The sequence below is a fragment of the Vibrio sp. Isolate22 genome (assembly GCF_022398115.1).
Taxonomy (GTDB): Bacteria; Pseudomonadota; Gammaproteobacteria; order Enterobacterales; family Vibrionaceae; genus Vibrio.
The window spans coordinates 91,024-116,376 of the sequence record NZ_JAKEUW010000006.1; the positions used below are offsets into that span (position 1 = coordinate 91,024).

Consider the following 25,353-nt stretch of genomic DNA (forward strand, 5'->3'; position numbering starts at 1 on the left):
TAAGTTAAATCTTCAACATATGTCAGTTTATATCTGCTATCACTTTGGTATGGAGGCTTTATGACAATTCACAAAACTAAACGGTCTGACGCTATCACACGTAGCCAAGACGAAATAGACAAGTATTTAAATAGTGACAACGATTGCACATCTCAACCCGCATTGTTTGATCGACATTACCTCAGTCTATACAGTTCTCATTCTACTCCGGAAGTGGAGGAGGAGTTACGAACACCTGAAAAGCTGCGGAGAATAATTGCAGATATGAAGCTTTGCAATAACCCTCACGATCGATACCTAGTTGAACAGTACCCATCACGATTCGAAATGGGTAATCCTCTTCAACTAAATAAACCTACGCTGAAACAGCTACAAACGTATTTAGTGAACCAGTATGGTAAAGCGTCAGATGAGGCTAAATCGTTTAACTTTAAAGTTCAAATTAATAAAGTGTTAACTCTGTTTGCAAAGGAATTTGCCGAGACGATAAGGGTGGATCTCAAGAGCGAAAACTCACGTTACAAGGGGTCAATCTACAAACTGCTGGTATTAAACTACAAACTAGGACTCATTAATAAAAAATGGGCAGACTTAATAAAGCCCCAACCAATAGCTTTAGACGAGAAAGTACTACCTAGCACACTCGATAACTATCTCGCACTTAATACAACTAACAAAAAGCAGAGTATCAAAAACTCAGCCGTTATCGAGGCTTACTTAACAGAATTAAGCAGCCCCACACCGGGAAACACTATTCAACAAAGTGAGTTCTTGAAGATACTACCATTTGCGCTCAAGATCCTAGAAGAAGACGTGAAACTCAATACCATTGAGCTATCAACAGATGTATCCAGAGGAGCGAAAAACTTCAAGTCTCAGTTAAATACCTATAAGAAAAAGCTTGATACAATACCAGCTAGGAATTACTCCAACGCCCATCATGAGGTATTGGATCACCTCGGCATCCAAGCTCAATACAATCTTCAACGAAACCAATGTATCGGACGGTACAAGGTACTTAAAAACCTCGAGGTATCCAAACAGTTTCAAAATGCTATTTTGGCGTTGCTAAAAAATAGATACGGCTTTTTTGATATTGATAATCCCGTTAATGAAGAAGAAAATGAGTTAGCACTCATCGTTGGTCGTATTTTGGACGACAATGGCGATGCCAAAATGTCACCTACAGCCCTCAATGTGGCGAAGATTATAGCTAAAGCGATTCTCACTCTTGGCTCATTAAAGATTAAGGGATATACACAAGGGCATACAAACCCAGATTACTCATTGCATGCAATGCTAACTCATATCGCCAATCATTATAAAAAATTGGAAACCGCATCAAGAGTAGAACGATTGGGAAGCGTGCCACCATCAACTCTTTACTTACTGAACTTGCTTCGTGATGCCGTCTATTGGGGTGCTTTCAACATTACAAGCCATCCAGAACAGTTTTTCGCGTTACAAAAAGAGATAATTAAGAACTCATTAGAGTTCATGGATTGTCTGCGAGAGTACGACTTTTATGCTGTGCTTGTGCTTGCTAGCAACAGCGCACCGGGTAATTGTGGCCACGAAGAAAACTGTATTTGCAGACTCACTAATTATTTTCTCTCACATCATGGCGGTATCCACCACATGCTAACAGAACACTTAGCAAGGGCAAATAGCACACCATCAAATGATCCATTATACAAATATGAGGCAGAGTTAAGGAAACTTACACAAAAAAATGAGGATAGCTAAGATGTATGATTCATAGAGATATTCTAGATTTGGGACAAATGGGCGAGGTCGCTTATGTCCCTAAGCATGGCGGCAAGTAAACGCGTCAGTGAATCTGCTAAATTAACATCTCACGGATAATTTCAATCTGTCAGATCTGATTACATCGTTGTTTGGATCTGACAAATGGAATCCTGACTAATCCATATTAAGTTAGCTACCTCTTATAAAAAGAAGCAACGTCATCTATTTTCCTTCAAAGAAATCCATCTTTTATAAATAAGTAAAAGATGGATTAGTTAAAGGCCATAATCACTTCAATAAAGACCTTATGTTATCCGAAATGTTAACCTTTGTTACTGAGACAACCACACTTTCTAAATCGATGTCTCGTCTGTTCTTATGTGCTACTGCATTCAACAAGGTAAATAACTCGGCATTTGTTCTGATTAATTCACTATTGGCTTTACGTAGTTCGGATAGCTCAGCCTTCTTTTCAACTAACTCTTTCTTTATCGTATCAATATCTTCTGCTTTTTCTGGTCTGGTATTTGGACTTAAAGGCTCCCGCTTTTGAGCTTTTATTACATCTAGAGCTTCTTTGTGTAAATCAGGGTAATGCCTTATTAAACTACGACCAACTCCAGCCTCATCTTCTATAGAAGAAAGCGATATTCTCTTACCTGAGCTTACATGAATCGGCCTCCCCTCTTTCAACCTTGCTAAAGCTGCTCTTAACTTTTGTTCGCCATTCATGCTTATACCTCAGGTTCTAAGTTAAATGCTTTCATGATTCGTAACGCTACAATATTCTGACTTTTCATCATACCTTCATTCCCTGCAAAACCTTCCAAACTCTCAAGTCTGAGTAACTTGATATTTCTGTCGTATAGTTTTTTCCAGTTTATTGCATTATTTAGTGTGATTATCGTCGTATCACAAGTTTCTCCACAAACTGACGGGTCGATAGCATCCGTTTTTTCACATTTATGTGCTTTTGTGCAATAGCCAAAAGGAGTTTTAGTTATATCCCACTCTCCAGTCTCTATCAAAATCCTAATTTCATCATCAGTTAACTGAATGGCTGCTCCTCTCACTGCCTCGATCTCTTTGCCCTTAATACCTTCTAAGTGGCTATCTGAGTAGTATAAATCTCTGTATATGTTAGTTTTAACCAAGATGTGTTCATTAGCGATATCTTCCATGATAGACCCATCTCTTAGCAACCTTTGAGTAAATGCTAATTCTGCCCCTTTCCCATAATACTCCGTCATATACTGGTACATATGCTTTACCTGCTGTTTAACCGCTGTAGCTGAAGCAAGATCATGGGTAAGAAAGTTAACTATTAGAGTTCTTCTGAATTGATGTGTATTCAACTTCCACAAGCTTCCGACCATTATGTGCTCACGCCCTCGATTCATCGCTTTGCTTTGCTCTAAAGCAGACTCAGTTACTATGAGTCCGATGTGTTTAGCTAAGTCTTGCAACGACTTTGTCACTGGATTTGAGGCTGCGAATGTTGGGAGAATACTGACATTTGCACTGATCAACAGAAAGTTATTACCCTTCAAGGATGGTACTAATTGTTTGGCAGGTCTATGTATCAACTTTATGAGATCAATAGCTTTTTTCACTTCAGGAATAGTAATGTAATCTACATCAGTTCCTCCTGATATTTTCGTCTCATATGATCGGACATAATAATATTTGTCTTCATCATCAGGAGTGCACCGAAAGCAATCATCTTTCAATGATGTGATTTCATCAAACCGCATTCCTGTATAAGATGAAATGATTACATAGCAAGCAGCAAACACACGGCTTATATATCCATGGTAGACCCTTGTATTCTTGTCTTTTGAGGCAAGATAACCTAAGCCTTCATCTATCAAGAGCTGTTTTAAGCTTTTGAACTTTCCTTTCTTTTCTTGAGATACTCGATGCCTTTCGGCTTGGTATGTAACATCTGTAGGATACTTTGATTGTACAACTATTCTGGATTTTCTAACTTGCTTGAACTTTTTCTCTAAAACTCGATTAATTTTCGTTATCACATCAGGTGCGTCATTAATGATATCTAACGATTCAGATAATAGCTTTGAGTGAAGCTCTAACGGTATGTACAAAGTTTGCCTAACATGAGCACTCTCTGCCACGTAAGGAGCAACTAGCTGCTTTAGCGAAGCCCAACTACCGTTTAGTGCATTTCCTCTTAGTGGAAGGCTAATATTCAAGCCATTTAAATTTAAACGGGAAGCAGAGTTAAGCCTCCCGAACCTGCCTTCTAGCGTTGAATGAGAGTACTTTCCTTTGACAGATTCTAAGTATTTAATCATCCCTATACTACTGTTTAGCTTAGTCACTGACATTAGATTGCATTCCTGTAGCTCATTGAAGATCGGTCGTAATGTTCTCATGGCTTCCGTGGCAACCGTTGCTCGGCCACTGGATTTGTACTCTGATTTGAAAACAGCTAAAATAATAACTCTCAGCTCTAAAAGTAAGTTGGCCGACATATTATCGGTTGGAAAATATACTTTACACGTTGATTTAGAACTGTTCTTCCTAAGGTCTCGATATGCACTGAAATCCCATTCAGGATCAGTGAACCTAGAAACAACTTCGCCTTTTAAATCATAAGCAACAGCAGGGTTTTGACTTATTAAATCAAAAACACTCATATCTGATAGACTCTTACAAGGCTCTTTAACAGAGGTTGCTGATTTAACTGAATAATTAGTCATAGATCATACATCCATAATGGTGAAATTCCTTGTTCTCTCATCATATCTTTAGCTATCTTAACTAGTTTTTTATCTAGCTTATGTTCAGCTAGGTATTTAATATTCTTGATAGCGTTCTCTATTACTTCTCTACTTCCAAAAAGCCCTCCAGCCTCGCATTCGTATCGACTGTTGATTAAGACTTGTCGTAGCGACAACAGTTGATAAACGTGGCTCTCGGATCTTACAAACAGATGATTTGGACAGGTAATGCATGATAAAAAACTTGTACAATAAACAACCTCCCCTTCTTTACGTAAGCCAGACTTCTTGATTTTTCGTGTGTTTCGGTCAGCCTCTTTAGATGAAACTGCATTGGTACACACTCCACCTGAAGGCGTTTTGGTTGAGTTTTCATTATCATTAAGTACAGCTTTCGAGGTTGCTTCATCGATCACTTTTACTTGAAACAGATCTTGATAAGCAGCTATACCTTTTTTCAGAGCTTTATTATTTTCTTCGACAGAGCCTTGGTTATAGTGCTTATCAGAAACAACTACCGAGTTGTTAAGCACTTCTGCTCTATGTTGAATGTCATTGAAAAATAGTCCGTAGGAGTGTCGTAACTTTCGAGTATCTAGTTTTAAACTCTCGGCTCCTAGTGATAGGCTTAAAGGGCTTAGAGTGTTACGTAGTAGACCTTGGTACGCTTTGGACTGAATGGAGCTAACGCTACCATCGGGGTTAACAAAAGGGAAAAGGAGTCCTCCTTCTGGATCGACTCTTTTTGAATGTTCAATAATTTTCTCAAGCAAAGTTTTAAAATGCTTCTTTACTAGTAATGGTTTTTCCGCATCTTTTTTCTTCTTTCTTTTGTCTGTTATCGAAATCTTTATCATGCCATCTATGATTTCGGATTTTGATATAGAACTTCTCTTCAGCCTAAAAGCAGGAGACTGATTGATACCCGTTATTGCAACAAACACTGAAGAGTAAAACATCGAAGCTAGGTTCGAGATATACCCCTTAGTATTGATGACACCTGCTACCCTGTGCTTGATGGTATAGGTTAGACCGCCAATATCATGCTTAAATTGAGTGTCGTTTAGGATCTCAATTGGAGCACCTTGAACACTCAAGGTATGATAAAAACCAGCGGCATTAATTAAGAATTTAAGGAGGGCTTTGTACCCTTCTTTACTGTAGCCTTTTGAGTTATCTTTCCCATTAATAGTCGCGCCAAACAGTACACCAGTTCGCTTACCTAAAGATGGAAAATACTTATCAAAGTCAAGTTTACCGATACCAAAGCAGTCATGCATAACTTGCTTGAGAATTTTTCTTTTTTTTTCAAAAGTAGCTTTTGATATCTCCTCAAGGTTGTATTTTCTGTGTAGTACTCCTTGATAACTTTCAATACTGTCTTTGGCTGCAATTGACTGAACAGTGTCGTACGAGCTTAAGTGCCGTACATACAATTTAAAATCTCGAACTTTAGTCAATTTCGTTTCTGAAGCGAATGAACTACTTACAATATGCTTAACAAATAAAGATAACTCCTGCCTAATTTCCTTTGTATCTAGCTCGGTTTCTTTTATCCAACTCAATACACTTTCCGAATATTCGTTTCCAAACTCGTTATCGAACTTAATGCAGTATCCGATATCAGTAGCACTAGTTTCCCTCGAATGAGAACTCTTCGACACTTCAATCTTTCTTGATTTTTTTACCATTAAGCCGCCTCACTAAAAATTAGGCTTAATAGCTCTTCATTTAATTTTGATTGTTCTACCAAAGCTTTAGACTTCTGAAAGTAAGAGAGATACCGCAATGTATCTGTAATATTTTTATGCCTCATTTGACTCTTGGTGAATCTCAGTGCTTCACTATCGCTAAGGCTCTTCACGTTTAGAGCGGCATTCATTACATCAACTCCAAACGTGACTCTTAAATCATGAAAGTCATGTGAAAAGTGTGGATATTCAGGGTAAATATATTTATGTACAAATTGATTAAAAAGTGTCGATATTGTGTGCTGGGAATAAGCTCCGCCTCTTTGTGTAATAAAGACATTAGCTCTTTCACCACCATTATTTATGAACTTATTTAGTCGATTTACATAACGACTGCTGATGTGGTAACGCTTTAGCAGCTTTACGGCAGAACCTGCAATCGTAACTGGAAGCTCACTGTTCTGCTTCGTTTTGTGTTGTACTTTTGCGCCGAGTTCTAACTCAAAATGTGGGTCATCATCTTTGTAGATCGCAAACATGTCTGTCCGAAGGTCTGCAATTTCGCTTGCTCTAAGCCCTGATAAGATTGCAAGCGCACATATCAGCAAAAACTCTTCCGAACCATGCTCTTTCAGCTTCGTAAAAAACATCTCTTGCTCTTGTATAGTAAACGGCTTTAAAGACCCTTCCTGACTTCGAGCTGATACATCCAACTTTTCTGTAGACACTCGCCTAACAATGCTTCTTCCTGCTATATGCGCAAATGGGTCATTATCAAACTGTTTTATTTCTATTTCCTCATACTCCATAGGAATAGAGGTAAATGGAGTATTAATATCCAAATGGAATATATAGAAATTAACGACAACGCTAAAATATGACCGAGCGGTACTACCAGCAATGTTGCCCTCTTCGTACTGTTCTTTTAACCACCACTTAAACCCAGTAAAAGGTCTATCCACAGATTCTAGCGCCCCTATATTCCAAGAGAGGTTGTGCTGATGCAGAAAGTCAAAATATAGCCGTAACGCTTTAGCCTGTGTTGCTGATGAAGTTTTTGAATGATTTCTATAGTGCGATACTATAAATGATAATACAGGTGGTACTACTACACCTGTTTCACTCTCTATAACAACGTATAAACTCTCACAAGTTTTCTTATCTGACTCAGCATGAAGTACTCCATCTTTCAAGGATAAATTTTCCTGAACATAAAAATCGGATAGAAGATTTAGGCTTTTGATCTTGTGAGTCATGTACATACGAAGGCAACTTAGAGGTTAGTAATAGAATAAGATTTGTTCATAAAAAATACAAAGTCAAGACTTTAGGGTTGTTCATATTACCAAAAATCAAAGAATTGAGGGTTGATTCATAACTTAAGACTTGACGATACAACTCCCGCCAGCTCCACCAAACACGTGTATCGGGACGTCTCAGGACGTCCCGTTTTTGGTTTTAAGCCCTTGAAAGTATTGAGTTGATCAGTATCAAGGCGTCTCACTGAATTTCACCTAATCTCTTCCATGAAGTAACATTAAATGTAACACGATATGTAATGCACCATACCCAGTGTTACATTAGGCAAGGAAGAGATAGAAATGGCCCGAATAATCAAACCTTTATCAACAACCCAAGTAAGTAAGGCAAAGCCGAAAGACAAAGAGTATAGCCTTGGCGATGGAAATGGCTTATTTTTGCGCATCAAACCAAACGGCACAAAATCTTGGATATTTAATTACATACACCCTATTACCAAGAAACGAAAGAATATCGGCCTTGGTATCTATCCAGATATTACCTTGGCGTCAGCGAGGGTGAAAACCAGAGAGTTCCGCCAGCTTGTCGCTGAAAAAGTCGATCCACAGACTCATCGAAACAATGAAGCTGCTGCCGAGCAATTAGCAGTTGAAACAACACTACTCTATGTCGCTAGAGAATGGTTCGAAGTTAAAAAGCACTCCATTACTCCAGGTTATGCACGAGATATTTGGCGCTCACTAGAACTACACATATTTCCGAACCTTGGCCAGCTACCCATTCGCGACCTTCTTGCCCCAACTGTTATTAAGCAACTACGCCCATTAGAGCAGAAAGGCTCACTAGAAACAGTAAAACGAGTCTGCCAACGTTTGAATGATGTTATGGTTTTTGCAGTGAACTGTGGTGTTATACATTCAAACCCATTGCAGGGAATTAAAGACGCATTCAAGAAGCCTAAAGTTGAGCATATGAAAACACTCACTCCCGATGAGCTGCCTGTACTGATGAATGCAATGTCAAATGCAAACATCAAGATGGTGACCCGTTGTGCCTTTGAGTTTCAGCTTCATACTTTGACTAGACCATCTGAGAGCGCTCAGGCTCAATGGCACGAAATAGACTTCGAAAATAAGCTCTGGATCATCCCAGAACAAAAGATGAAAAGTCGCAGAGTTCATAAAATCCCACTTTCTGATGCTACGATGCAGCTTCTTAAATTCATGGAACCAATCTCCAAGGGGAAAAGGTATGTCTTTGCGAGTGACACAAGCAAAAGCGGGCATATTAATACCCAAAGCGTTAACACTGCTCTGAAGCGATCGGGGTTGACGGGGAAACTGGTAAGTCATGGTATGCGCTCGATTGGTAGTACTGCTTTAAACGAACAGGGGTTTAATCGAGACGCTATCGAGCTGTCTTTGGCACATGTTGATAAAAATACGATCCGAGATATATACAACAACGCCCAATATCTGGATGAGAGACGAGAAATCATGCAATGGTGGAGCAATTTCATCCATGACGCGGCCAAAAGCGCAAACACTATCGCAAAGCCAACATCAGTCATTTAGACATAGTTTTGTGACGAGAGTCACAATTAGCCATGCATTTTGCATGGCTTTTATTTACAAGATCAAGTCGTTCGATCTAGTCTCACTGCGTTGATCAGAGACTCATATTGTCTTAACTAACTGTTTTTAAGAGGATAACCTTACTAAGTTCCGAGGCTTTATTTTTAGCGTTAAGCAGCCTCTCATTACATTTTTGACGCTCACATATAAACATTTTCGCTGAGCATTAGTACTCATAGTTTTCAAAAACCTAACTTTCAATAACCGCTTAATAAGCACAAAATACAGGTTTTCTATGAGCAACAACTTCAAGATCGAACGTAAGCATGACGTTCTAGCACGTGTTCCATTCTCTAAAGCAACCCTTCACCGCAAGATCAATGATGGTACTTTCCCACCTTCGATCCCCCTAGGTGCGAACTCCGTTGGCTTTCTCTCTCACGAAATCGACTCCGTAATCGCTGCAATGGCTCTTGGCAAAGACCTGAGATATGTTGTTTCTGAACTGGTCGAAAGACGTCAATCGTTATTTGAAGAGACTTATTATACAGCGCTAGCTGCATAACTCGCTTTCTTAGCATGCATCGCATGCTGCTAAAAAGTGGGATTTCTCTTATGTATATATAAATAACAAAAGATCCCACTTCTTATTCATCAATGAACACAAGAAGTTTGAGACATGACAACTATCGCAACAAACTTGGCATCTGAGCACCTACTCTTAAATACTGAAAACACAAACAAGATTACGCTGCTATCAAACAGAGAGATAAAATTCTCATCGGTTGACTCCAGGCTGATCGCCTTATCAAATCATAGTGAGCTGGACAAAGTCGTAAACTATTACCACGACTCCGTTGGCACTGTTACCCATGTGGTTATTGACTCGCAAAACCACTTGAACACCGCTATCTATATTTTGCAGAAAAACTTTTTCACTACTCGGCTGCCCGTTTTAGACATCAAATCAAAAATAACTTTATGCCCAAAACGAAGAAGTACCGAGTATTTACTAGCACTGTACAATCTGGCTCCGCGCCAAGAATACCTTCAAATGATAGCTAAAAACTTAAGCCATCAATTTCCCCTAATGTCATTAGATCCAAAAGAAATCATAGGTAAGCTGATTGCGAGCGATCACCCAATTTTCGACGACTTACTCATACAGTTGAGACGAGAAATATCGGAGCGTAAAAAGACAGTTTATGATCACTCACTCATATCCGAGTCATTCAGTTGCCAGCGCTTCAAAACGCTAAACTCAATTGATCTTAAACATGAACTAAATAAGTGCTCAACACTAGCAATTAAAGCCGCGACTGGCACAGGAAAGACAAAACGTTTATTTGGCCCGCTTGCACAACATGCAAGCGAAGAAAGACGAGTTGTGTATGTATCTCACTTGATAGCTTTGGTTGAGCAGTTTTGCCATGACAACCAAGCTACGTCTTACTCTTCAAATAACCTTTATGAGGTTGAAAGCAGCGAAGCTTTCGGCGTTGTCATTAACAGTATCTACAAAGATATGTTCTTAGATAAGTTAGCGAACTGCGACACACTGATCATCGATGAATTTGAAAAGGTATTCCAATCTGTTGTTTGCTCCGATGACAACCCGCAGATGCAACGTAACAAAGTCTTCAATTCATTATGTTACGCAATCAAAAACGCAGAAAATGTCATCATTGGAGATGCAGACTTATCAAATGTTAGCCTAGGCTTTATTCAAGGGTTAAGAGGAAAACTAACAGTTCTCAATTGCACCGAAAACCCTTACACGGACATTCATGCCATCATAAAAGATAAAGCTAACTACCTAGCGAATGAGATAAGTCAAAGACTTGTTTCGGACAAAGCATTCTTGTTTGATTCAGTCAAAACACTCAAGCAAACCGCAAAAGCGTTGGGGTTCGTGAATGATCAGAAACTGTATTGCGAAAAAGCAGCATTGGATAAAGGAGTCTTGATTCTTCACGGTGACAATAAGGGACTAGAGGCTCAGAAGGAGCTTCTTTCAAACCCAAATCTCCATATCCACAAGTATCGTGCAGTCCTTGTATCCCCCTGTTTAGCTTCTGGTTTTTCAATAACTTCTCATTTCACTAATCGAATTACAGTTATTGCAGACAAAACATTGTGCCCGCTAGAACTAATCAACTTTGCTAGACGGTTTCGCAGCGCTCGGGAAATCGTCTTTGCAACAAACAGCAATAAAGACGTCGTAACAGAGGACTCACCTTTACCACTTAAAAGACAAAGTTGGTTTAAATGGGCAAGACTCTTTGAGTCGCGAACCAAACGGCTAAATTCAGCGTTAGACGCGAGCCTCTTCTTCACACTAGAGCAACTTGGGTTCAAAACTAAGGTAGAAAACCATAAGTCTTCTGACCTAATTGGCGCTATGCGTCGTAATCATCAAGAGTCTCGGGCATATTTCAAAAGCTTAGTTAAAGCAACTCTCGAAGCAAAAGACATACAACTGAGCAAGCTCTCGACTGCTCTCAGAACTAACACTATCACTAGCGAACTCGAACCCGTAATCATTCGTTCCACTATAAGGCAATACTATTGCCTTGAAACATTGACAGAAGAAGATGTTCGCTTTCACTTCCAGTTTAATAGGCGGATTTTTTCGCTACTACCTCTGGTGCGAGACAACGAGGAACTCAAACTAGATGATGAAATTAATCAATTGGATGTCGATATTGCTCAGTTTCTTCATTCAGTTCTGCTTTTAGGTGACTTGTTCGATCAGGCAAAGCCTAAAGTGTTTTTAAATCAAGACGAAATGATCTCAATTTCCGAGAAGGTACTGTCACAGCGAGAGTCTTTAGCGATTGTCTTTGACAGCGATAAACTCAAAATTAGAAAAGTAGATTCGCAGAAAAAAGCGACTCACTTCATAAGGGAAACACTATGGATATTAGGCTTTAAACTCGGGAGTTTTAGTCCGACAACAAGGAGAGCCCGAATATCAATAGACCCTAGAGCTATGCATTATCGAACCTATATTCGAAGAAAGCTAGGGCTATTCACCAATCCCGCTTCTTAGTGTTTCTTAGCAACTTTAAGAATTCTTAATTCAAATAAGAAACACAACTCGATAAACAGAGCATTGCCGCTAGTCTGAGAATCTGTAATCAAACCCAGGCTAACCGCGTAGCCTGAGAAACAGTAATCGAAACACAGGCTAACCGCGTAGCCTGAGAACCTGTACTCAAAACCCAGGCTAACCGCGTAGCCTGAGAAACAGTAATCGAAACACAGGCTAACCGCGTAGCCTGAGAACCTGTACTCAAAACCCAGGCTAACCGCGTAGCCTGAGAAACAGTAATCGAAACACAGGCTAACCGCGTAGCCTGAGAAACAGTAATCGAAACACAGGCTAACCGCGTAGCCTGAGAATCAGTAATCGAAACACAAGCTAACCGCGTAGCCTGAGAATCAGTAATCGAAACACAGGCTAACCGCGTAGCCTGAGAATCAGTAATCGAAACACAGGCTAACCGCATAGCCTGAGAATCAGTAATCGAAACACAGGCTAACCACGTAGTCTGCAAGGATTACACTCTACCTACTCATTTAAATAAAGCTCAGCCATGCCATCCAATCGGCTTTTCACTTCTTTCCAATGAGGCATCACGCTTGTTAGTAAGCGCCAAAACCGTTCACTGTGATTGTGTTCTGCAATATGACAAAGTTCATGCAGTATCACGTAATCTATACATTCCTTGGGGGCTTTGATTAGGTGAGGATTGAGCATCAGATTTCCTTTCGCTGAACAGCTTCCCCATTGCTTCGCCATGGAAAGAACACGAAAGCTGGGTATTCCCTTTACCCATGCTGCTTGTGGTAGTAGCTCGGATAGGCGCTCGTGAAAAATGCGTTCAGCACGTACCAGATACCAGTTCCGAACCAAAGCCCTTACCATAGCTTTTTTATCATCATTGAACCGTGTTAGGGTAACCAGGAGCTTACCTCGGTTCATTTTTACCGAAGGTAAAGCATCTCTATCTTCAACGATTTTAAGTACATAGCGTCGACCAAGGTAAAACTGCATCTCTCCACTAACATAGTGTTTTGGTTGTACGTACTCCAAATGGCTGTGAAACTCTTTAAGTGCGTCGTAGATCCACTTAGCACGCTTCATTACCGCTTGGTGGATATTTTCACGTTCAGCGTTTTCTGGAGATGTCACTACCACTTCACAGTTTGGATGAACCTTGATCGTTATCTTACGTCTCTTGCCTTCTGGGTGAGGCTTACGAACCACCTCGTAGGAAATAGCGTCATCACCGTAGATGAAGCTATATTCTTCCTTGTTGTCTTCTTTTGAACTTACCGATGTCATTAATGGTGACCTGCAACACCGAGGCGAGTAATCTGGATAACGTCAGCGATGATAACCTTGGCTGTATCCATGCCGATAGCTTTAAACAAAACAGGTAACAGCTTACGGCGGATTTGGTTCTCGATTTCTTGTGGGTTAATGGAGAACTCAGCAACCGACGCAGTAACTACCTCATCAATTTGCATTGCATAGTTGAAACGCTCATTTTCACTAATGACATTTATATCCCCAAGGTGTTTCAAGAACAGGCCAAAGTAAGCCTGTACATGACGCCTAATCTTTGGATCTAGCTCTGCAAAACGATCAGTTGGCATGCCTTCAACATTGCGCTCTTTTACTTGCTCTTCAAAATCGGCGAATAGCAAGTATTGCTTAACGGGTGCATCGAACATCTCTTTAGCTTGCTCGATAGCTTTTTTCAACAGTTTAGAGAAGTACTCTTGGGCGTATGGGTCATCTGCCAAGTCCTGATCAATCATCTTGGTCACGCGACCAGTAATCGCATCTTTCTTATTCCGAGCTTCATCGTCCGTTAAATCTTCAGGTTTAACGTCTTTACCCATATTACCAACAAGATAGGCTCCCTTAGGCTCTTGGATTTCCACGCCACCGATATGTTTATTAAGCATGGTTCGAATATTTTCGGCGTACTCGTCGTAATCCACTGTCTCTTCCGCATCTTCACGTACTTGTCTTCGTAGCTCAGACATTGACTTCAGCGTTTTTTTGTATAGTTCACGCTTATCATCAAAGCTCTTATCTTCGAAGTAGGTGGCTGATTGCAAAGCAACTTTCAAGCAGTTAGAAAATGCTGTAAGAGCCGTATAAAAATCTTCACGCTTCTTCTGGTTGGTATCGGTTAATTGCCCATCGATAGTGTCTATCTTAGGAGCTAGAACCTGACGCAGTGCTTGACCATCTTGCTTATTTTGTACGCTTTCGAAAATAGCCCATAGATCGCTATAGAGGCCAGGAAGCTTCTTATACTCGGTGTCCATGCGATGGTAGAGACCTTTTAGGTCATCGATGTCAAACCCGCCCTTAATACGCTCCTCAAGTTCTTGATAGCTGGCAATAGATGCGTCTAACTCTTTCAAGATACCTCGATAATCAATGAGGTAACCAAACTGCTTTTTCTGGTGCAGGCGGTTTACACGAGCTATCGCCTGTATCAGGTTGTGTTGTTTTAATGGCTTATCGATGTAGAGCACAGTGTTTTTCGGCTCATCAAAGCCTGTAAGCAGCTTATCCACCACAATCATGATGTCAGGGCCATCTTCCTTGCTGAATTCATCGATAATATGCTGGGTGTAGGCTTTCTCATCCTGCCCAAAATCAGATTTTAGGACGTTTTCAGTCCACCAATTCTGTACAAGGTCTTTGCTTTCACCGTCAACGGTATCATGCCCTTCACGCGTATCAGGTGCTGACATGGCAACGACTGAGGTAACTTTGCCAATTTGGTCGAGAAGCTTCTTATACTGGATGGCAGAGGCTTTAGAGTCACAGGCAAGCTGTCCTTTGAGACCTTGGTTCTTAAAGTTCTGGAAGTGATCAGAAATATCATGAGCAATAAGCTCTAATCGACCTTCGGTTTGGTATATCTGGCCTTTCTGAGCGAACTTTTTCTTCAAGTCGGTGCGCTGCTTTTCTGACAGGGTATCAGTAATACGGTCGAACCAGGCATCAATGGCTTTGTCATTGGTGCTGAGATCTGGAATGCGCTCTTCATACAGTAGCGGAGTAACAGTTTTATCTTCTACCGCTTGCTGCATCGTATACGAGTGAATAATCTTCCCGAATTTGTTTTCGGTCTTATCATCTTGTAGCAGTGGTGTACCTGTGAATCCGATGTAAGCTGCTTTCGGCAAAGCTTGTTGCATACGGATATTGTTTTCACCATTTTGGCTACGGTGACCTTCATCAACCAGTACGATAATATCTGGGCTATCGTTGTAGCACTCTGGCAATTCAATCGCAGTACCAAACTTATTAATGATAGAGAAGATAATACGCTCGTTCCCTTTGCCGATTTGCTCTGCTAAGCGGCGGCCTGTAGTTGCCATTGCAGACTTTTTATCTTTGTCAGATAGAGCACCGCCAGAGGCGAAGGTGCGGGCGAGTTGGTCTTCTAGGTCAACACGGTCAGTAACAACGACTACGCGACATTTTGCTAGTTCTTTTAGCCAGATAAGTGCCTTAGACAGGAATACCATAGTGAAAGACTTGCCAGAACCCGTGGTGTGCCAGATCACGCCACCGTTACGTGCACCTTTATCATCGAATGAGGTGACGCGTTCAACCAAGGCTTTGATTCCGAACACTTGTTGATAACGAGCAACGATTTTGCCCGCTTTCTTGTCGAACAAGGTGAAGAGTTGGGTCATTTCCAGTAGTCGGTCATGACGTAACAAAGATACCAATAAGCGGTCTTGGTCGGTTACCACAAGGTCACCACCCGCAATAAGAGACAGGTACTCATCGCGAACTTTGGCAGGACGGTGGTTGAAGATAAGATCCAGTTTATCTTGAGGCAGGGCTGTGTTTTTCAAACGTTCAAAGGTAGCTTCGGTGATTTCTTCTTCTTTCCACTTAGCCCAAAATTTTTCAGGTGTTCCGCAGGTGGCGTATAACCCTTCATGACCATTCACGGAAAGCAGTAGTTGGCTGTAAGCAAACAGATGAGGGATCTCATCTACCTTCTGATTGCGGATGTTTTGCGAGATACCTTCAGATACCGTTGGCTTCCCTTCAGAAGAAGAGTCAGGACGCTTTGCTTCTACCACGACCCAAGGCAAGCCATTCACAAAGCAAACCACATCAGGGATACGTTTACCTGTTCCATGAGCGTTGTCGACTTCTAGCTCTTCAGTGAAGTGGTATTTATTGTTGCTTGGACTGCTCCAGTCGATGATGTCGATGGTCGGGTTTGCTTTTTTACCGTCGATAAACTCGGTGACACTGATGCCATAAGTAAGGGCGTTGTACAGCTTCTCATTTGCTGCTTTTAAGCCTTCATTCATGGCTGGGTTAGCCAGCTCATGAATAATTTTATCGATGGCCGCCTCTGATAACTTATGCTGCTTACCCATGAAGGTGTAGGTTTTGTGTTTCAGCACACCTCGCAGCACATCAGGCAAGATAACCACGGTTCGGTTGCCTCGTTTCACCAAGCACTCGCTTGGTGGGATAAACGTATAGCCAAGGTTACTCAAAAGCGTCAATGCGGGAATTTTTGCACTCTGCTCTTCTCTGAAGTTTGGGAGAGATTGTTTTATCATATTACTAATCTCTCTTCTGATGGTAGGCTGCTAAATCACTATCGAGCGACCATATAAACACTTCACTCATAGAGAACTTGCGAACACACTTGTTGAACTCTTCAATGATACTTAAGTCTCCGAAGCTTGTTCCTTCATTTGGCTTGGCGGGCGCTTTATTCTGACCAGCTTCATCAGGGAATCGCTCTAACCAAGTAAGTACCTCGGCTGGTTTTGGAAATTCACTAACTTTATATGGTGCTTCATCTTTTAGAGCCGCTTCGACTTGTTCGCAGAACTTTCTTGCTACCCTACGCCGAGTTCCCCCATCTCCGTTTTGTGCTATGTGGTTACCTGTTTCAACGATGGTTGCCATCGGCAAAATAAAAGTTGCTCCTAGTTCGATATACTCCTCAAAAGACGCAAATACACCCTCGCGTTGATCATTACGATTAGGTACATCAAGTATGTTTAGAAATATAGATGTATCGATAATGCAGATAGCACTCATTCTTCGCTACCTCGAATTTTAGCCAACCAATCTAATGCGTTTTGTTTTTTCTGCTTGGCGTTTACAGGGGATTTAACGAATCGGTCAACGATACCGTTCGTAACGAGTTCGCCAAGAGGCCCTTGAGAAACAAGACCAGGGTAGTCGTCAAGGTCGGAAAAACGAATCAGTTGGCTATCACCTGTAACTTGACTTCGGTAACAGAAAACTACATCACCAAGTGCTGAGTCTGGTAAAGCATCCATAAGAGCTGGGTTATGCGTCGATAGTAAAAGCCGAACATTACGTTTCTCTGCTTGCTGACGCATTGTTGCAAGAAGCTGTTTTGCGCGAGAAGGGTGCACACCATTATCCACCTCTTCAATAACAACAGTTGAGCCTTCTGGGGCAGACATCAAAGCAGCAGCAATGGCTAAAACACGCAGCGTTCCATCAGACAAGACATCTGCGGCCCAACGTCTTTCCTGACCACCAAAGTTCTCGACTAACTCAACCAAGCGGGAGCCTCTAAAACCTTCTTGGAAATCTAGATCTGTTATATTCTGTTCTGGTAGGCTTCTAACAAAATCAACAATTTGCATCTTGGCTTCAGGTTCTTGACAAAGACGATACAAAACTCCAGAAAGATTTTTGCAGTCCCCTCTTAGTTGAGCATCTGGGTGGCTATCATCACGCATTAATGAAGGAACAGGGTCAAGAAAAAGAGTATTGGCCAGCAACATTTGAAATTTATCAGTTGTCTTTGGAATTTCCTGTTGCGCTTTTTTATGCCCTTTTTCAAACATTGCTGAGGAAGCTAACTGATTGAGTATTGCGATTTGATCAGTACAACTAATCTGCGGTTTTCTTCCACCTGGTTTAAAGTTGTTATATGCGACACGTACATCTGTTCCCAGCCCAGAAGACGGCTGCACTATTTTATACAGTGGAAACCCCTCTGTAGGAGATGTGATTGTTTCTTGCGAAATATGTAATTCACTATCACGCAGAGAAATGTCGATATCGAAACTGTTCCAGTTTGTGTCGTCTGTAGAGCACCCCAAAGAGAAAATACTTGAGCCTAAATAACCTAGATCTCTTACTTGACCACGCAAAATTTGCTCTGAGTCATCCACTCGGTGTTTTAATACTGACAGTTTTTGACCTTGGGCTAGCCAGGCAAGAAAGCGAAATGCTTCTAGTGCGTTACTTTTACCTGATGCGTTTGCACCAATCATTAAAGTCAAAGGAGAAAGGTGAAGCTCCTGATCTTGGTAGCTTTTAAATTTTTTTATCTGAATTTTGGTCAGCATATTGCTTGCTCCATGTGTTCAATCTTCACGCGGCGCTTACCCGTCAACAACTGTTGCATCAGTGCCTTTTTCTCTTGTTTAAAGTGAGCAAGCTTAGCTACAAGCACTTCGATTTCTTTATCGGCAGTCGTGAGGGCGGAGGCGATTTTTTGTTGCTCTTCGTAAGTCGGACAATACACTTTTAAACCAGCAACATCAGATGAATTGATCGCAGGATAGTTGGAACCCACAACCAAGCTGTCAATCTGACCAGTTACATGAGAGCTAAAAATATATTGATAAATGTAATCCCCACTTACACGCTTTTTAGGGGTCAGTACAGAAAAACCAGTTGAAGCTATGCAATCGGCATGCTTTCCAGATACCTTGGCAAACCCTTTTAAGTTAGGGCGAACAGTAGAGAGTAAGATATCGCCTTCTTGTATGACTCGTCGCGCACGAGATGGGGCACTTGCAAACTTATGTACTTCCAGCTCGTTTGAAATAGAACCAACAGCGACATCAGACAATGAAATGTATTGAAATTCAAAATCATCTGGTGTTTTTTTGCCAAGAGACTTTCTATCGATAAATACTAGGTCGGACATAGAGTGACGCTCCCACTCCCCCTCAAACGCCTTACCCGTTTCAGGATTCACCAAACGCTTCTTACCCGTCAAAAGCTGCTGCATCAGGGATTTTTTCTGCTGCTTGCTGGCTTCAATTAGCTTTTCTGTAGTGGCAATCGCTTTGTCCCATGTTGAGAGAATTTTGGCGATTTTGCGTTGTTCTGGGAGCGGGGGCACCAACATCGGCAATTTCTCTAATGTGGCTTTATTTAGCTTAAAACGTCCAGCCCCTTGTCTTGATAGGAAATTAGTGATGTCTCGGTGTTTGAAGTAGTTGAAAAACCATTGGGCATCACAAATTTCTGAGCTTTCTAATATGTGAGCATGGTTGTTAACTGTACATTTTCCAGAAATATACTGTGTTTGAGGCATAGTTGCGTACTTCAAAAAATGGTCGCCATCTTCTCCAATTAAGGCATATGTACCATCTTGTTCATACTCAGAGATATATCCTTGAACCCTAGTTGGCCCATAATAAGGGTAATCCCCTTTGATTGTTTCTCGAACCTCTTGGCTGATTGGCTTTCGTAAATTGTTACGAATGTTAAGAGCTTCAGCTACTTTACATAACTGCCAATCAGATGGAATCACATCGATCCGAGCTTGTATGAGATCTAGCTTTGAGATTTGATTAGGCACCATAACCCAACTCCTTTAGGTAACCTGCCATCTCTGCTTCAAGCTCAGCTAACTCATTTTGTAGAGTCAGGCGCTCAGTACGTACCGCGACTAGATCGATCTCTTCTTCTTCCTCAAAGGTATCCACATAACGAGGGATGTTGAGGTTGTAGTCGTTCTCAGCAATCTCTTCTAGCGTAGCTAGGTACGAGTATTTATCGGTTGTTTCACGCGCCTTGTAGGTATCGACAATCTTCTGAATGTTCTCTGGCGTAAGCTGGTTTTGGTTCTTACCAGATTTAAACTCACGAGACGCATCAATAAACAGTACCTTGTTATCATCTTTCTGTTTTTTGAAGATAAGGATTGCAGCAGGGATACCTGTACCAAAGAACAACTTCTCAGGTAGGCCAATCACTGCATCTAGCAGGTTTTCATCGATAAGCTGTTTACGGATTTTACCCTCTGATGATGCTCGGAATAGCACACCGTGAGGCACAACCACACCCATGCGGCCAGTTTGCGGCTTAAGCGTCTCAATCATGTGTGAGATAAACGCATAGTCACCTTTGGTTTTTGGTGGAATACCACGGCGGAAGCGGCCAAAGTGGTCGTTACCAGCATCTTCAAAGCCCCATTTATCAAGAGAGAACGGAGGGTTCGCTGTTACTACATCAAAGTGCAGCAGTCCGCCTTCTTTGTCTTGAAGCTTAGGGTTACGAATGGTATCGCCCCATTCAATGCGGTGGTTATCTTCACCGTGCAGGAACATGTTCATCTTAGCCAGTGACCAAGTAGAACCAATCGCTTCTTGGCCGAACAGTGCGTATTGCTTAGAGCCTGCAAAGTTGTTTTGTACTTGCTTACCACATTTCATCAATAGTGAGCCTGAACCACATGCAGGGTCACAGATGCTATCGCCCTGTTGTGGCTCTAAGATAATCGAGAGCAGATCAGATACCTCTGGTGGGGTATAGAACTCACCCGCAGATTTGCCGCTGCCAGCAGCGAAGTGTTTGATGAGGTACTCGTAGGCGTTACCAATCACGTCCAGAGAACCGACGCGGCTTGGACGCAGGTTTAGAGTATCTTTGCCAAAGTCTTCTAATAGGTGACGTAGGATATCGTTTTTCTGCTTTTCATCACCGAGTTTGTCGGTGTTAAAGCTGATGTCTTGGAAGACGTTCTTTAATTTGGTGCCGTTAGCTTCTTCAATCGCATGAAGTGCTTGGTCGATACGAGAGCCGTTACCTGCCTCATGACGAGATTCGTATAAGTCCCAGAAAGTTGAACCTGTTGGGATTTGAAATGATTGGGTGCCCATCATCTCTGCGATTAGCTCAGGCTCATCGCCGTACTCTGCTTTTAGCTCGTCGTACTTGTCTTGGTGGACATCAGAGATGTATTTCAAAAACAGCATAGTCAGAATGAAGTCTTTATAGATAGATGGATCTACTGTGCCTCGGAACGTGTCGCAAGCAGACCAGACTGCTTTATTGATTTCATCTTGATTTATTGGTGTGTGTGGCATGGTCTCTAGCCTTTATTTATTCGAATTTTGGATTAAGTCAGTAGCAATAGCATTTAATTGCTGCTGACGGTTATTAATAAGTTTATGAAGTAGGGCATTTTCTTTGATGCTGGCCTCATAGAGCTTGGCTATCGTGTTTTGTTGAGCAATATCGGGGATAGCAAGCTCTACATCACCTAACACAGGTTTACGTATGTTGATTTGTGTGCTGCCCTCTGCACTTTTTCGAAGGTACTGCTGTACAGGCTTCTGGTTGAGCTGCCAAGCGATAAACAGAGAATTCACTGACTCTCTGAATGATGATTTGATACGTATTTGAAATAAGCTGGGAGAACAGGTTACGTGCTCTAAATCTCCAGATACGTGAGCTGCGAAATTGCGCATACCCTTAGCTATGAACAGTACATCACCGTCTTGGAGCCATGTTGGCTGTTTCTTTCCTGTTGGTTCAGTTTGAACCAAATCACTGAGCAGTAGCTCGCCAAGGTCACTGATATCCTTAGCCTGTACAACCCGCACAGAGCCATTCTTATCGTGCTTAATTGACCCTCTAAACGGATAGCCAGCTTGAATATCAGCAATTTCTGCTAGACGTTGCTTCATTCCAATACCTCAAATTCTAAGTTGTATTCATTGTGTTTTACTTCACTTGATAGGTCAAGAAAAAATGCAGAATTTAAAAACTGCAAAAAATATCTTGACGAACTTTTGAACTGATCATAGGATTATTTGCAGTAAACGAATGGAGCAAAAATTATGAGTGGACAGAAAGCAGTGCAAAACGGTAAAGCATTTGAGTCAAAGATCTTTGCAGTACTCAAGCAACTGCCTGGTGTGAATGTCATCAAAGATATTCCATATCCATCTATCTACAGTGCCTATTCAACTAAGCACAAAACTAAGATGGAGTTCAGAGCTGAGAACATCACTTTAACGTTTGAAACGCTGGATTATCAGGGGAACAAGATCACTAAAACTCGATTATTTAGCTCACTAAACATCGAATGTAAGTATCAAGAAGATTCGGGCACAACTGACGAGAAATACCCGTTGGTTTATGAGAACGCATTGATTAGTGATGCTGAAGCCACTCTATTTGTTTACGAAGACCCACAAAAGAACATTAAACGTGGAGCTTTGGAGTTCATGTACGACAAAGCACTAAATTCAGGTGAACGTTTGATAGTAATGGACTTTGACAGCTTTCTAGACAACGTGAATAACCAGTACCAGTTGGATCTGAATTCAGAAAGCCTAGAACAAGGCTCAGAGCTATTCCAAGCGCATCATCCTGGATTGAAAATGCTTGAGTCATACAGTCGTAAGCGATTTAACCAAGCTATTAGCGGCAATGAACAATGTGGAGTGTACTTTAGTGAATACCTTGATTGCCAACGAGACTTTCACAATTTCTTAGCAATGAATGGTGTTCGAAGCCGTGATTATCTGCCGTATTTGAACGAGTTACGTGACTTACGAGCAGGTATCACTAAATGTATAAACCTGAATAAGGAGATTTAAATTTATGACAGTTACAGAAAAAGTTTTGGAAGCTCTTTTGGAGCGTGGCGCGTTTGATAATGAAGAGCAAAAGGTCGGGGGAATTGCACAGTTAGCTATTGATACAAGCTTTGATCGCCTTAGTGATGCTCGAAAGCATGTTCTATTACCATGGCTTTCACAACACTGTTCTGGTTCAACTGATCCAGGCGGTTACCATAATAACTGTAGTACCGAGTTAGAAGGTAATGAGTTGCTAGAAGCCATTGAATTAGCAGATGACATTGAGTGCTTGCAGTGCGAAAGCTGCCGTAGTGATGATTCCTATTATTCTCACCAATACAGCAAACTCATGGCTGAGTAACCACAGTATCCGTTGGCAGAAGCCGTCACATTGATGGCTTGCCTTCGGCAAAACAAATCGAATTTGTTTATAGCTGAGGTGCCATTTGTCAATTTGATAGAGGAAACTTCATGTGTACAAGCTCGGATAATTTCAGCCGTATACGGCTGGGCATGATAGGCGATTAAAAGAAGGCCCAGCTTAACTTGTTGCTTTGTTCCAGTGACGCTTAATAGTCGCTATTCCTAAGTTCAAATGTATAGCAGCTTTACTCTGCGACATTCCAGCTTCTTTACACTCTAGCACTCGTCTGGTTGTTTTAGTGGCCTTGGGTCTACCTAATCTTTTTCCTTCAGCTTTAGCTCTGGCTAACCCTTCTTGTGTCCGTTCTCTTATACGGTTCCTTTCAAATTCGGCAAACGCTGAAAACATCTGAAGCATGAGCTTCCCTTCAGATGAACTCAGGTCAGATACGGGTAGGTCTAAGCAAATGACACGGATCCCCTTATGGGTTAGCTGGCTGATAGTTTGCTGTACATCGATGTTATCCCTGCCAAGTCGATCAAGTTTTAAAACGACTAAGGTATCACCAGCTTCTATCTTGTGTTCGATTAGATTCGAAAATTGCTCTCTGTCTATGGCCTTCGTGCTGCCAGACACAGTTTCGCTGATTACACGAGAATCAATCACGTCATAGCCAGCATTGCGAATGGCTAAGATTTGGTTTTCGGTTGTTTGTTCCGTCGTTGATACACGACAGTAAGCGAAGGTTCTTCCAGTCATTTTATTCCAGTATCATAAAGTCTAGTATCATTGTAGCATTGGTATCATGAACTGAATAGCTATATTTATGATACCACTCTGGGTGTATCTTTACTGGTGTCACATAATGGATGTTTATTGATACTAGCCTTGTACTACCGATCTGATTGAGAATCCAGCCAGACCTTAAACCAATCGATCTCTATGGTAGGGATTTTCCTAGTGTCATTGAGGTACCAATCTTCAAAGAAAACTTCAAACAAGTCTGGTTTGTTATTGAGCAAGAGATCCATCGGTTTTGCAGTAACATAATCACTCTGAGTGAATTCTATTTCTGCGATGTCGAGTTCCACATTTACAATGCCCCTTTCTAGTGCCTGCTGAAACTCTTCGCATGTTGCTCTTGCTCGCGTGATCAATACTTGTTTTTCTCTATACAACCAATCAATAACAAAGAGATCACCATGCTGTTTGAGTACAGGTAAAATACTTAGCAATGCATCATGAATGTTACCTTGCGAATCAAACTGATCCTTTAAAAATAGGATATCACCTTCGCTCGCCAGACTAAGCGCTTTGCGCTTCAACCCTCCTACAATCAGGTTTGACGGAAGCCAATCCAAAGACTGTAATAACTCCTTCGCTCTCTGGTTATTCCGCTCATCAACATTCATTGCTCTCTTCATTTTCTGATCAACACAATTTTGGCCTGTGATTACAGACTTTATAGTATTACTTAGATGAAAGATCAATTAGTCATTAAATATCAATAATTTAAGTTATAATATAGATAGAGGCGACCACTATACATTAGTTGTTTTAATTAGGTCATTTTTTGCACAGTAAGTGTACGAATGGGATTTTTCTAGTTTGTCTCCGCACTCAGTGAGTGCGAAATTACACGAGTAGGTTTTCTTGCTTTTGACGGTCTGACAAGCTGGATTTTTCAGTTATAAAAACCAAATAATTTAAAATCTACAGATTTAAAATCTTTCCAATCTCTTTTTTAAAGACGAAAAATGTGGTATAACTATTATAACTTTCATAACAATTATAAATTTATATCACTAATGTAAGGAATGAATTTTTTTCAGGACGTCTGAGCAAACTTTCCCAAAAATCCTGCACTTGAAAACACTGCCATTGATGGCACTTTCTCTGCCAAGCTCGGCACTAACACTGCCATTAACGGCATTTCCCCAGCCAAAGCCGCGCACACAGTGAGTGCGAAACCCTTTCCTCTTCGCACTATGGGCGTGCAAAAATTAACCAGTGTTGTTCGAGCTTTTTTTATTGACTGGGTACACTTTTCTCGCAGATGAGTTAACAGCTTCCGAAAAAGCTTTTGCTTCTTCTTCAGTGAATAACTTGCGCTCTTTTCTCTGTTTTTCCTTGGTCATAAATCCCCTGACAAACTACAACATGATTAACTTGAATCTTAGTCAACCAACCAGAAGAACGATATTGCTGCATCAATCCCAGTATTTCAATTCAATCGAACAATTCCGATCTTCTCAATCTCCCATGCATGGGAGATGCCCTCATCAGGTTTCGTTAGT

At 41.2% G+C, this 25,353-nt stretch carries 19 protein-coding genes; 6 read left to right on the plus strand and 13 right to left on the minus strand.

Going from position 1 to position 25,353, the window contains the following annotated elements; all coding sequences use genetic code 11:
* The first annotated feature begins 60 nt into the window (after window positions 1-60).
* Window positions 61-1,746 (plus strand): hypothetical protein, encoded by a 1,686-nt coding sequence (locus L1D55_RS05940; protein ID WP_239916836.1) that lies wholly within the window; start codon window positions 61-63, stop codon window positions 1,744-1,746.
* 291 nt (window positions 1,747-2,037) lie between these two features.
* Here L1D55_RS05940 and L1D55_RS05945 read toward each other — a convergent pair whose 3' ends face one another.
* Genes L1D55_RS05945 through L1D55_RS05960 form a run of 4 tightly spaced genes read right to left on the minus strand, consistent with a single transcriptional unit; the run spans window position 2,038 to window position 7,440 of the window.
* Window positions 2,038-2,481, minus strand: a complete 444-nt coding sequence (locus L1D55_RS05945; RefSeq protein WP_239916837.1) for a hypothetical protein — start codon at window positions 2,479-2,481, stop codon at window positions 2,038-2,040.
* A gap of 2 nt (window positions 2,482-2,483) precedes the next feature.
* On the minus strand, window positions 2,484-4,472 hold the full coding sequence (locus L1D55_RS05950) for an ABC transporter ATP-binding protein (RefSeq protein ID WP_239916838.1): 1,989 nt from the start codon (window positions 4,470-4,472) through the stop codon (window positions 2,484-2,486).
* Window positions 4,469-6,184, minus strand: a complete 1,716-nt coding sequence (locus L1D55_RS05955) for a hypothetical protein (RefSeq protein WP_239916839.1) — start codon at window positions 6,182-6,184, stop codon at window positions 4,469-4,471. Before L1D55_RS05955 ends, L1D55_RS05950 begins: the two co-directional genes overlap by 4 nt.
* The gene (locus L1D55_RS05960) at window positions 6,184-7,440 is read right to left on the minus strand and encodes a site-specific integrase (RefSeq protein ID WP_239916841.1); all 1,257 of its coding nucleotides are present in this window, start codon (window positions 7,438-7,440) and stop codon (window positions 6,184-6,186) included. Before L1D55_RS05960 ends, L1D55_RS05955 begins: the two co-directional genes overlap by 1 nt.
* Window positions 7,441-7,785: 345 nt before the next feature.
* On the opposite strand from L1D55_RS05960, the gene L1D55_RS05965 reads away from it, so the two are divergent.
* From L1D55_RS05965 to L1D55_RS05975, 3 genes are all read left to right on the plus strand, one after another.
* Window positions 7,786-9,018: an integrase domain-containing protein gene (locus L1D55_RS05965; protein ID WP_239916843.1), complete on the plus strand. Its 1,233-nt coding sequence runs from the start codon at window positions 7,786-7,788 to the stop codon at window positions 9,016-9,018.
* 295 nt (window positions 9,019-9,313) lie between these two features.
* Entirely contained in the window at window positions 9,314-9,583 is a 270-nt protein-coding gene (locus L1D55_RS05970) for an AlpA family phage regulatory protein (RefSeq protein WP_239916844.1), read from the plus strand.
* A 114-nt stretch (window positions 9,584-9,697) separates the two neighbouring features.
* Window positions 9,698-12,070: a DEAD/DEAH box helicase family protein gene (locus L1D55_RS05975; RefSeq protein ID WP_239916845.1), complete on the plus strand. Its 2,373-nt coding sequence runs from the start codon at window positions 9,698-9,700 to the stop codon at window positions 12,068-12,070.
* Window positions 12,071-12,592: 522 nt separating this feature from the next.
* On the opposite strand, the gene L1D55_RS05980 is transcribed toward L1D55_RS05975, so the two are convergent.
* Genes L1D55_RS05980 through L1D55_RS06010 form a run of 7 tightly spaced genes read right to left on the minus strand, consistent with a single transcriptional unit; the run spans window position 12,593 to window position 21,792 of the window.
* Window positions 12,593-13,369: a SprT family zinc-dependent metalloprotease gene (locus L1D55_RS05980; protein ID WP_239916846.1), complete on the minus strand. Its 777-nt coding sequence runs from the start codon at window positions 13,367-13,369 to the stop codon at window positions 12,593-12,595.
* The gene (locus L1D55_RS05985; RefSeq protein WP_239916847.1) at window positions 13,369-16,650 is read right to left on the minus strand and encodes an HsdR family type I site-specific deoxyribonuclease; all 3,282 of its coding nucleotides are present in this window, start codon (window positions 16,648-16,650) and stop codon (window positions 13,369-13,371) included. Before L1D55_RS05985 ends, L1D55_RS05980 begins: the two co-directional genes overlap by 1 nt.
* Window positions 16,651-16,654: 4 nt before the next feature.
* Window positions 16,655-17,140 (minus strand): hypothetical protein, encoded by a 486-nt coding sequence (locus tag L1D55_RS05990; protein WP_239916848.1) that lies wholly within the window; start codon window positions 17,138-17,140, stop codon window positions 16,655-16,657.
* Window positions 17,137-18,432, minus strand: a complete 1,296-nt coding sequence (locus L1D55_RS05995; RefSeq protein ID WP_123326515.1) for an ATP-binding protein — start codon at window positions 18,430-18,432, stop codon at window positions 17,137-17,139. Before L1D55_RS05995 ends, L1D55_RS05990 begins: the two co-directional genes overlap by 4 nt.
* On the minus strand, window positions 18,426-19,631 hold the full coding sequence (locus L1D55_RS06000; protein ID WP_239916849.1) for a restriction endonuclease subunit S: 1,206 nt from the start codon (window positions 19,629-19,631) through the stop codon (window positions 18,426-18,428). The genes L1D55_RS05995 and L1D55_RS06000 overlap by 7 nt, the downstream gene beginning before the upstream one ends.
* 40 nt (window positions 19,632-19,671) lie before the next feature.
* On the minus strand, window positions 19,672-21,189 hold the full coding sequence (locus L1D55_RS06005; RefSeq protein WP_239916850.1) for a type I restriction-modification system subunit M: 1,518 nt from the start codon (window positions 21,187-21,189) through the stop codon (window positions 19,672-19,674).
* A gap of 12 nt (window positions 21,190-21,201) precedes the next feature.
* Window positions 21,202-21,792, minus strand: coding sequence for a restriction endonuclease subunit S (locus L1D55_RS06010; RefSeq protein ID WP_239916851.1), 591 nt, complete (start codon window positions 21,790-21,792; stop codon window positions 21,202-21,204).
* 153 nt (window positions 21,793-21,945) lie between these two features.
* On the opposite strand from L1D55_RS06010, the gene L1D55_RS06015 reads away from it, so the two are divergent.
* Both L1D55_RS06015 and L1D55_RS06020 read left to right on the plus strand, forming a co-directional pair.
* Complete coding sequence (locus tag L1D55_RS06015; protein ID WP_239916852.1) at window positions 21,946-22,710, plus strand: PD-(D/E)XK nuclease superfamily protein; 765 nt, start codon at window positions 21,946-21,948, stop codon at window positions 22,708-22,710.
* Between the two features lie 4 nt (window positions 22,711-22,714).
* Window positions 22,715-23,053, plus strand: a complete 339-nt coding sequence (locus tag L1D55_RS06020; protein ID WP_239916853.1) for a hypothetical protein — start codon at window positions 22,715-22,717, stop codon at window positions 23,051-23,053.
* 180 nt (window positions 23,054-23,233) lie between these two features.
* On the opposite strand, the gene L1D55_RS06025 is transcribed toward L1D55_RS06020, so the two are convergent.
* Together L1D55_RS06025 and L1D55_RS06030 are read right to left on the minus strand one after the other, a co-directional pair.
* A complete protein-coding gene (locus tag L1D55_RS06025; RefSeq protein WP_239916854.1) occupies window positions 23,234-23,815 on the minus strand; it encodes a recombinase family protein in 582 nt (193 codons plus the stop codon).
* Between the two features lie 134 nt (window positions 23,816-23,949).
* Window positions 23,950-24,468, minus strand: a complete 519-nt coding sequence (locus L1D55_RS06030; RefSeq protein ID WP_239916855.1) for a hypothetical protein — start codon at window positions 24,466-24,468, stop codon at window positions 23,950-23,952.
* Between the last annotated feature and the right edge of the window lie 885 nt (window positions 24,469-25,353).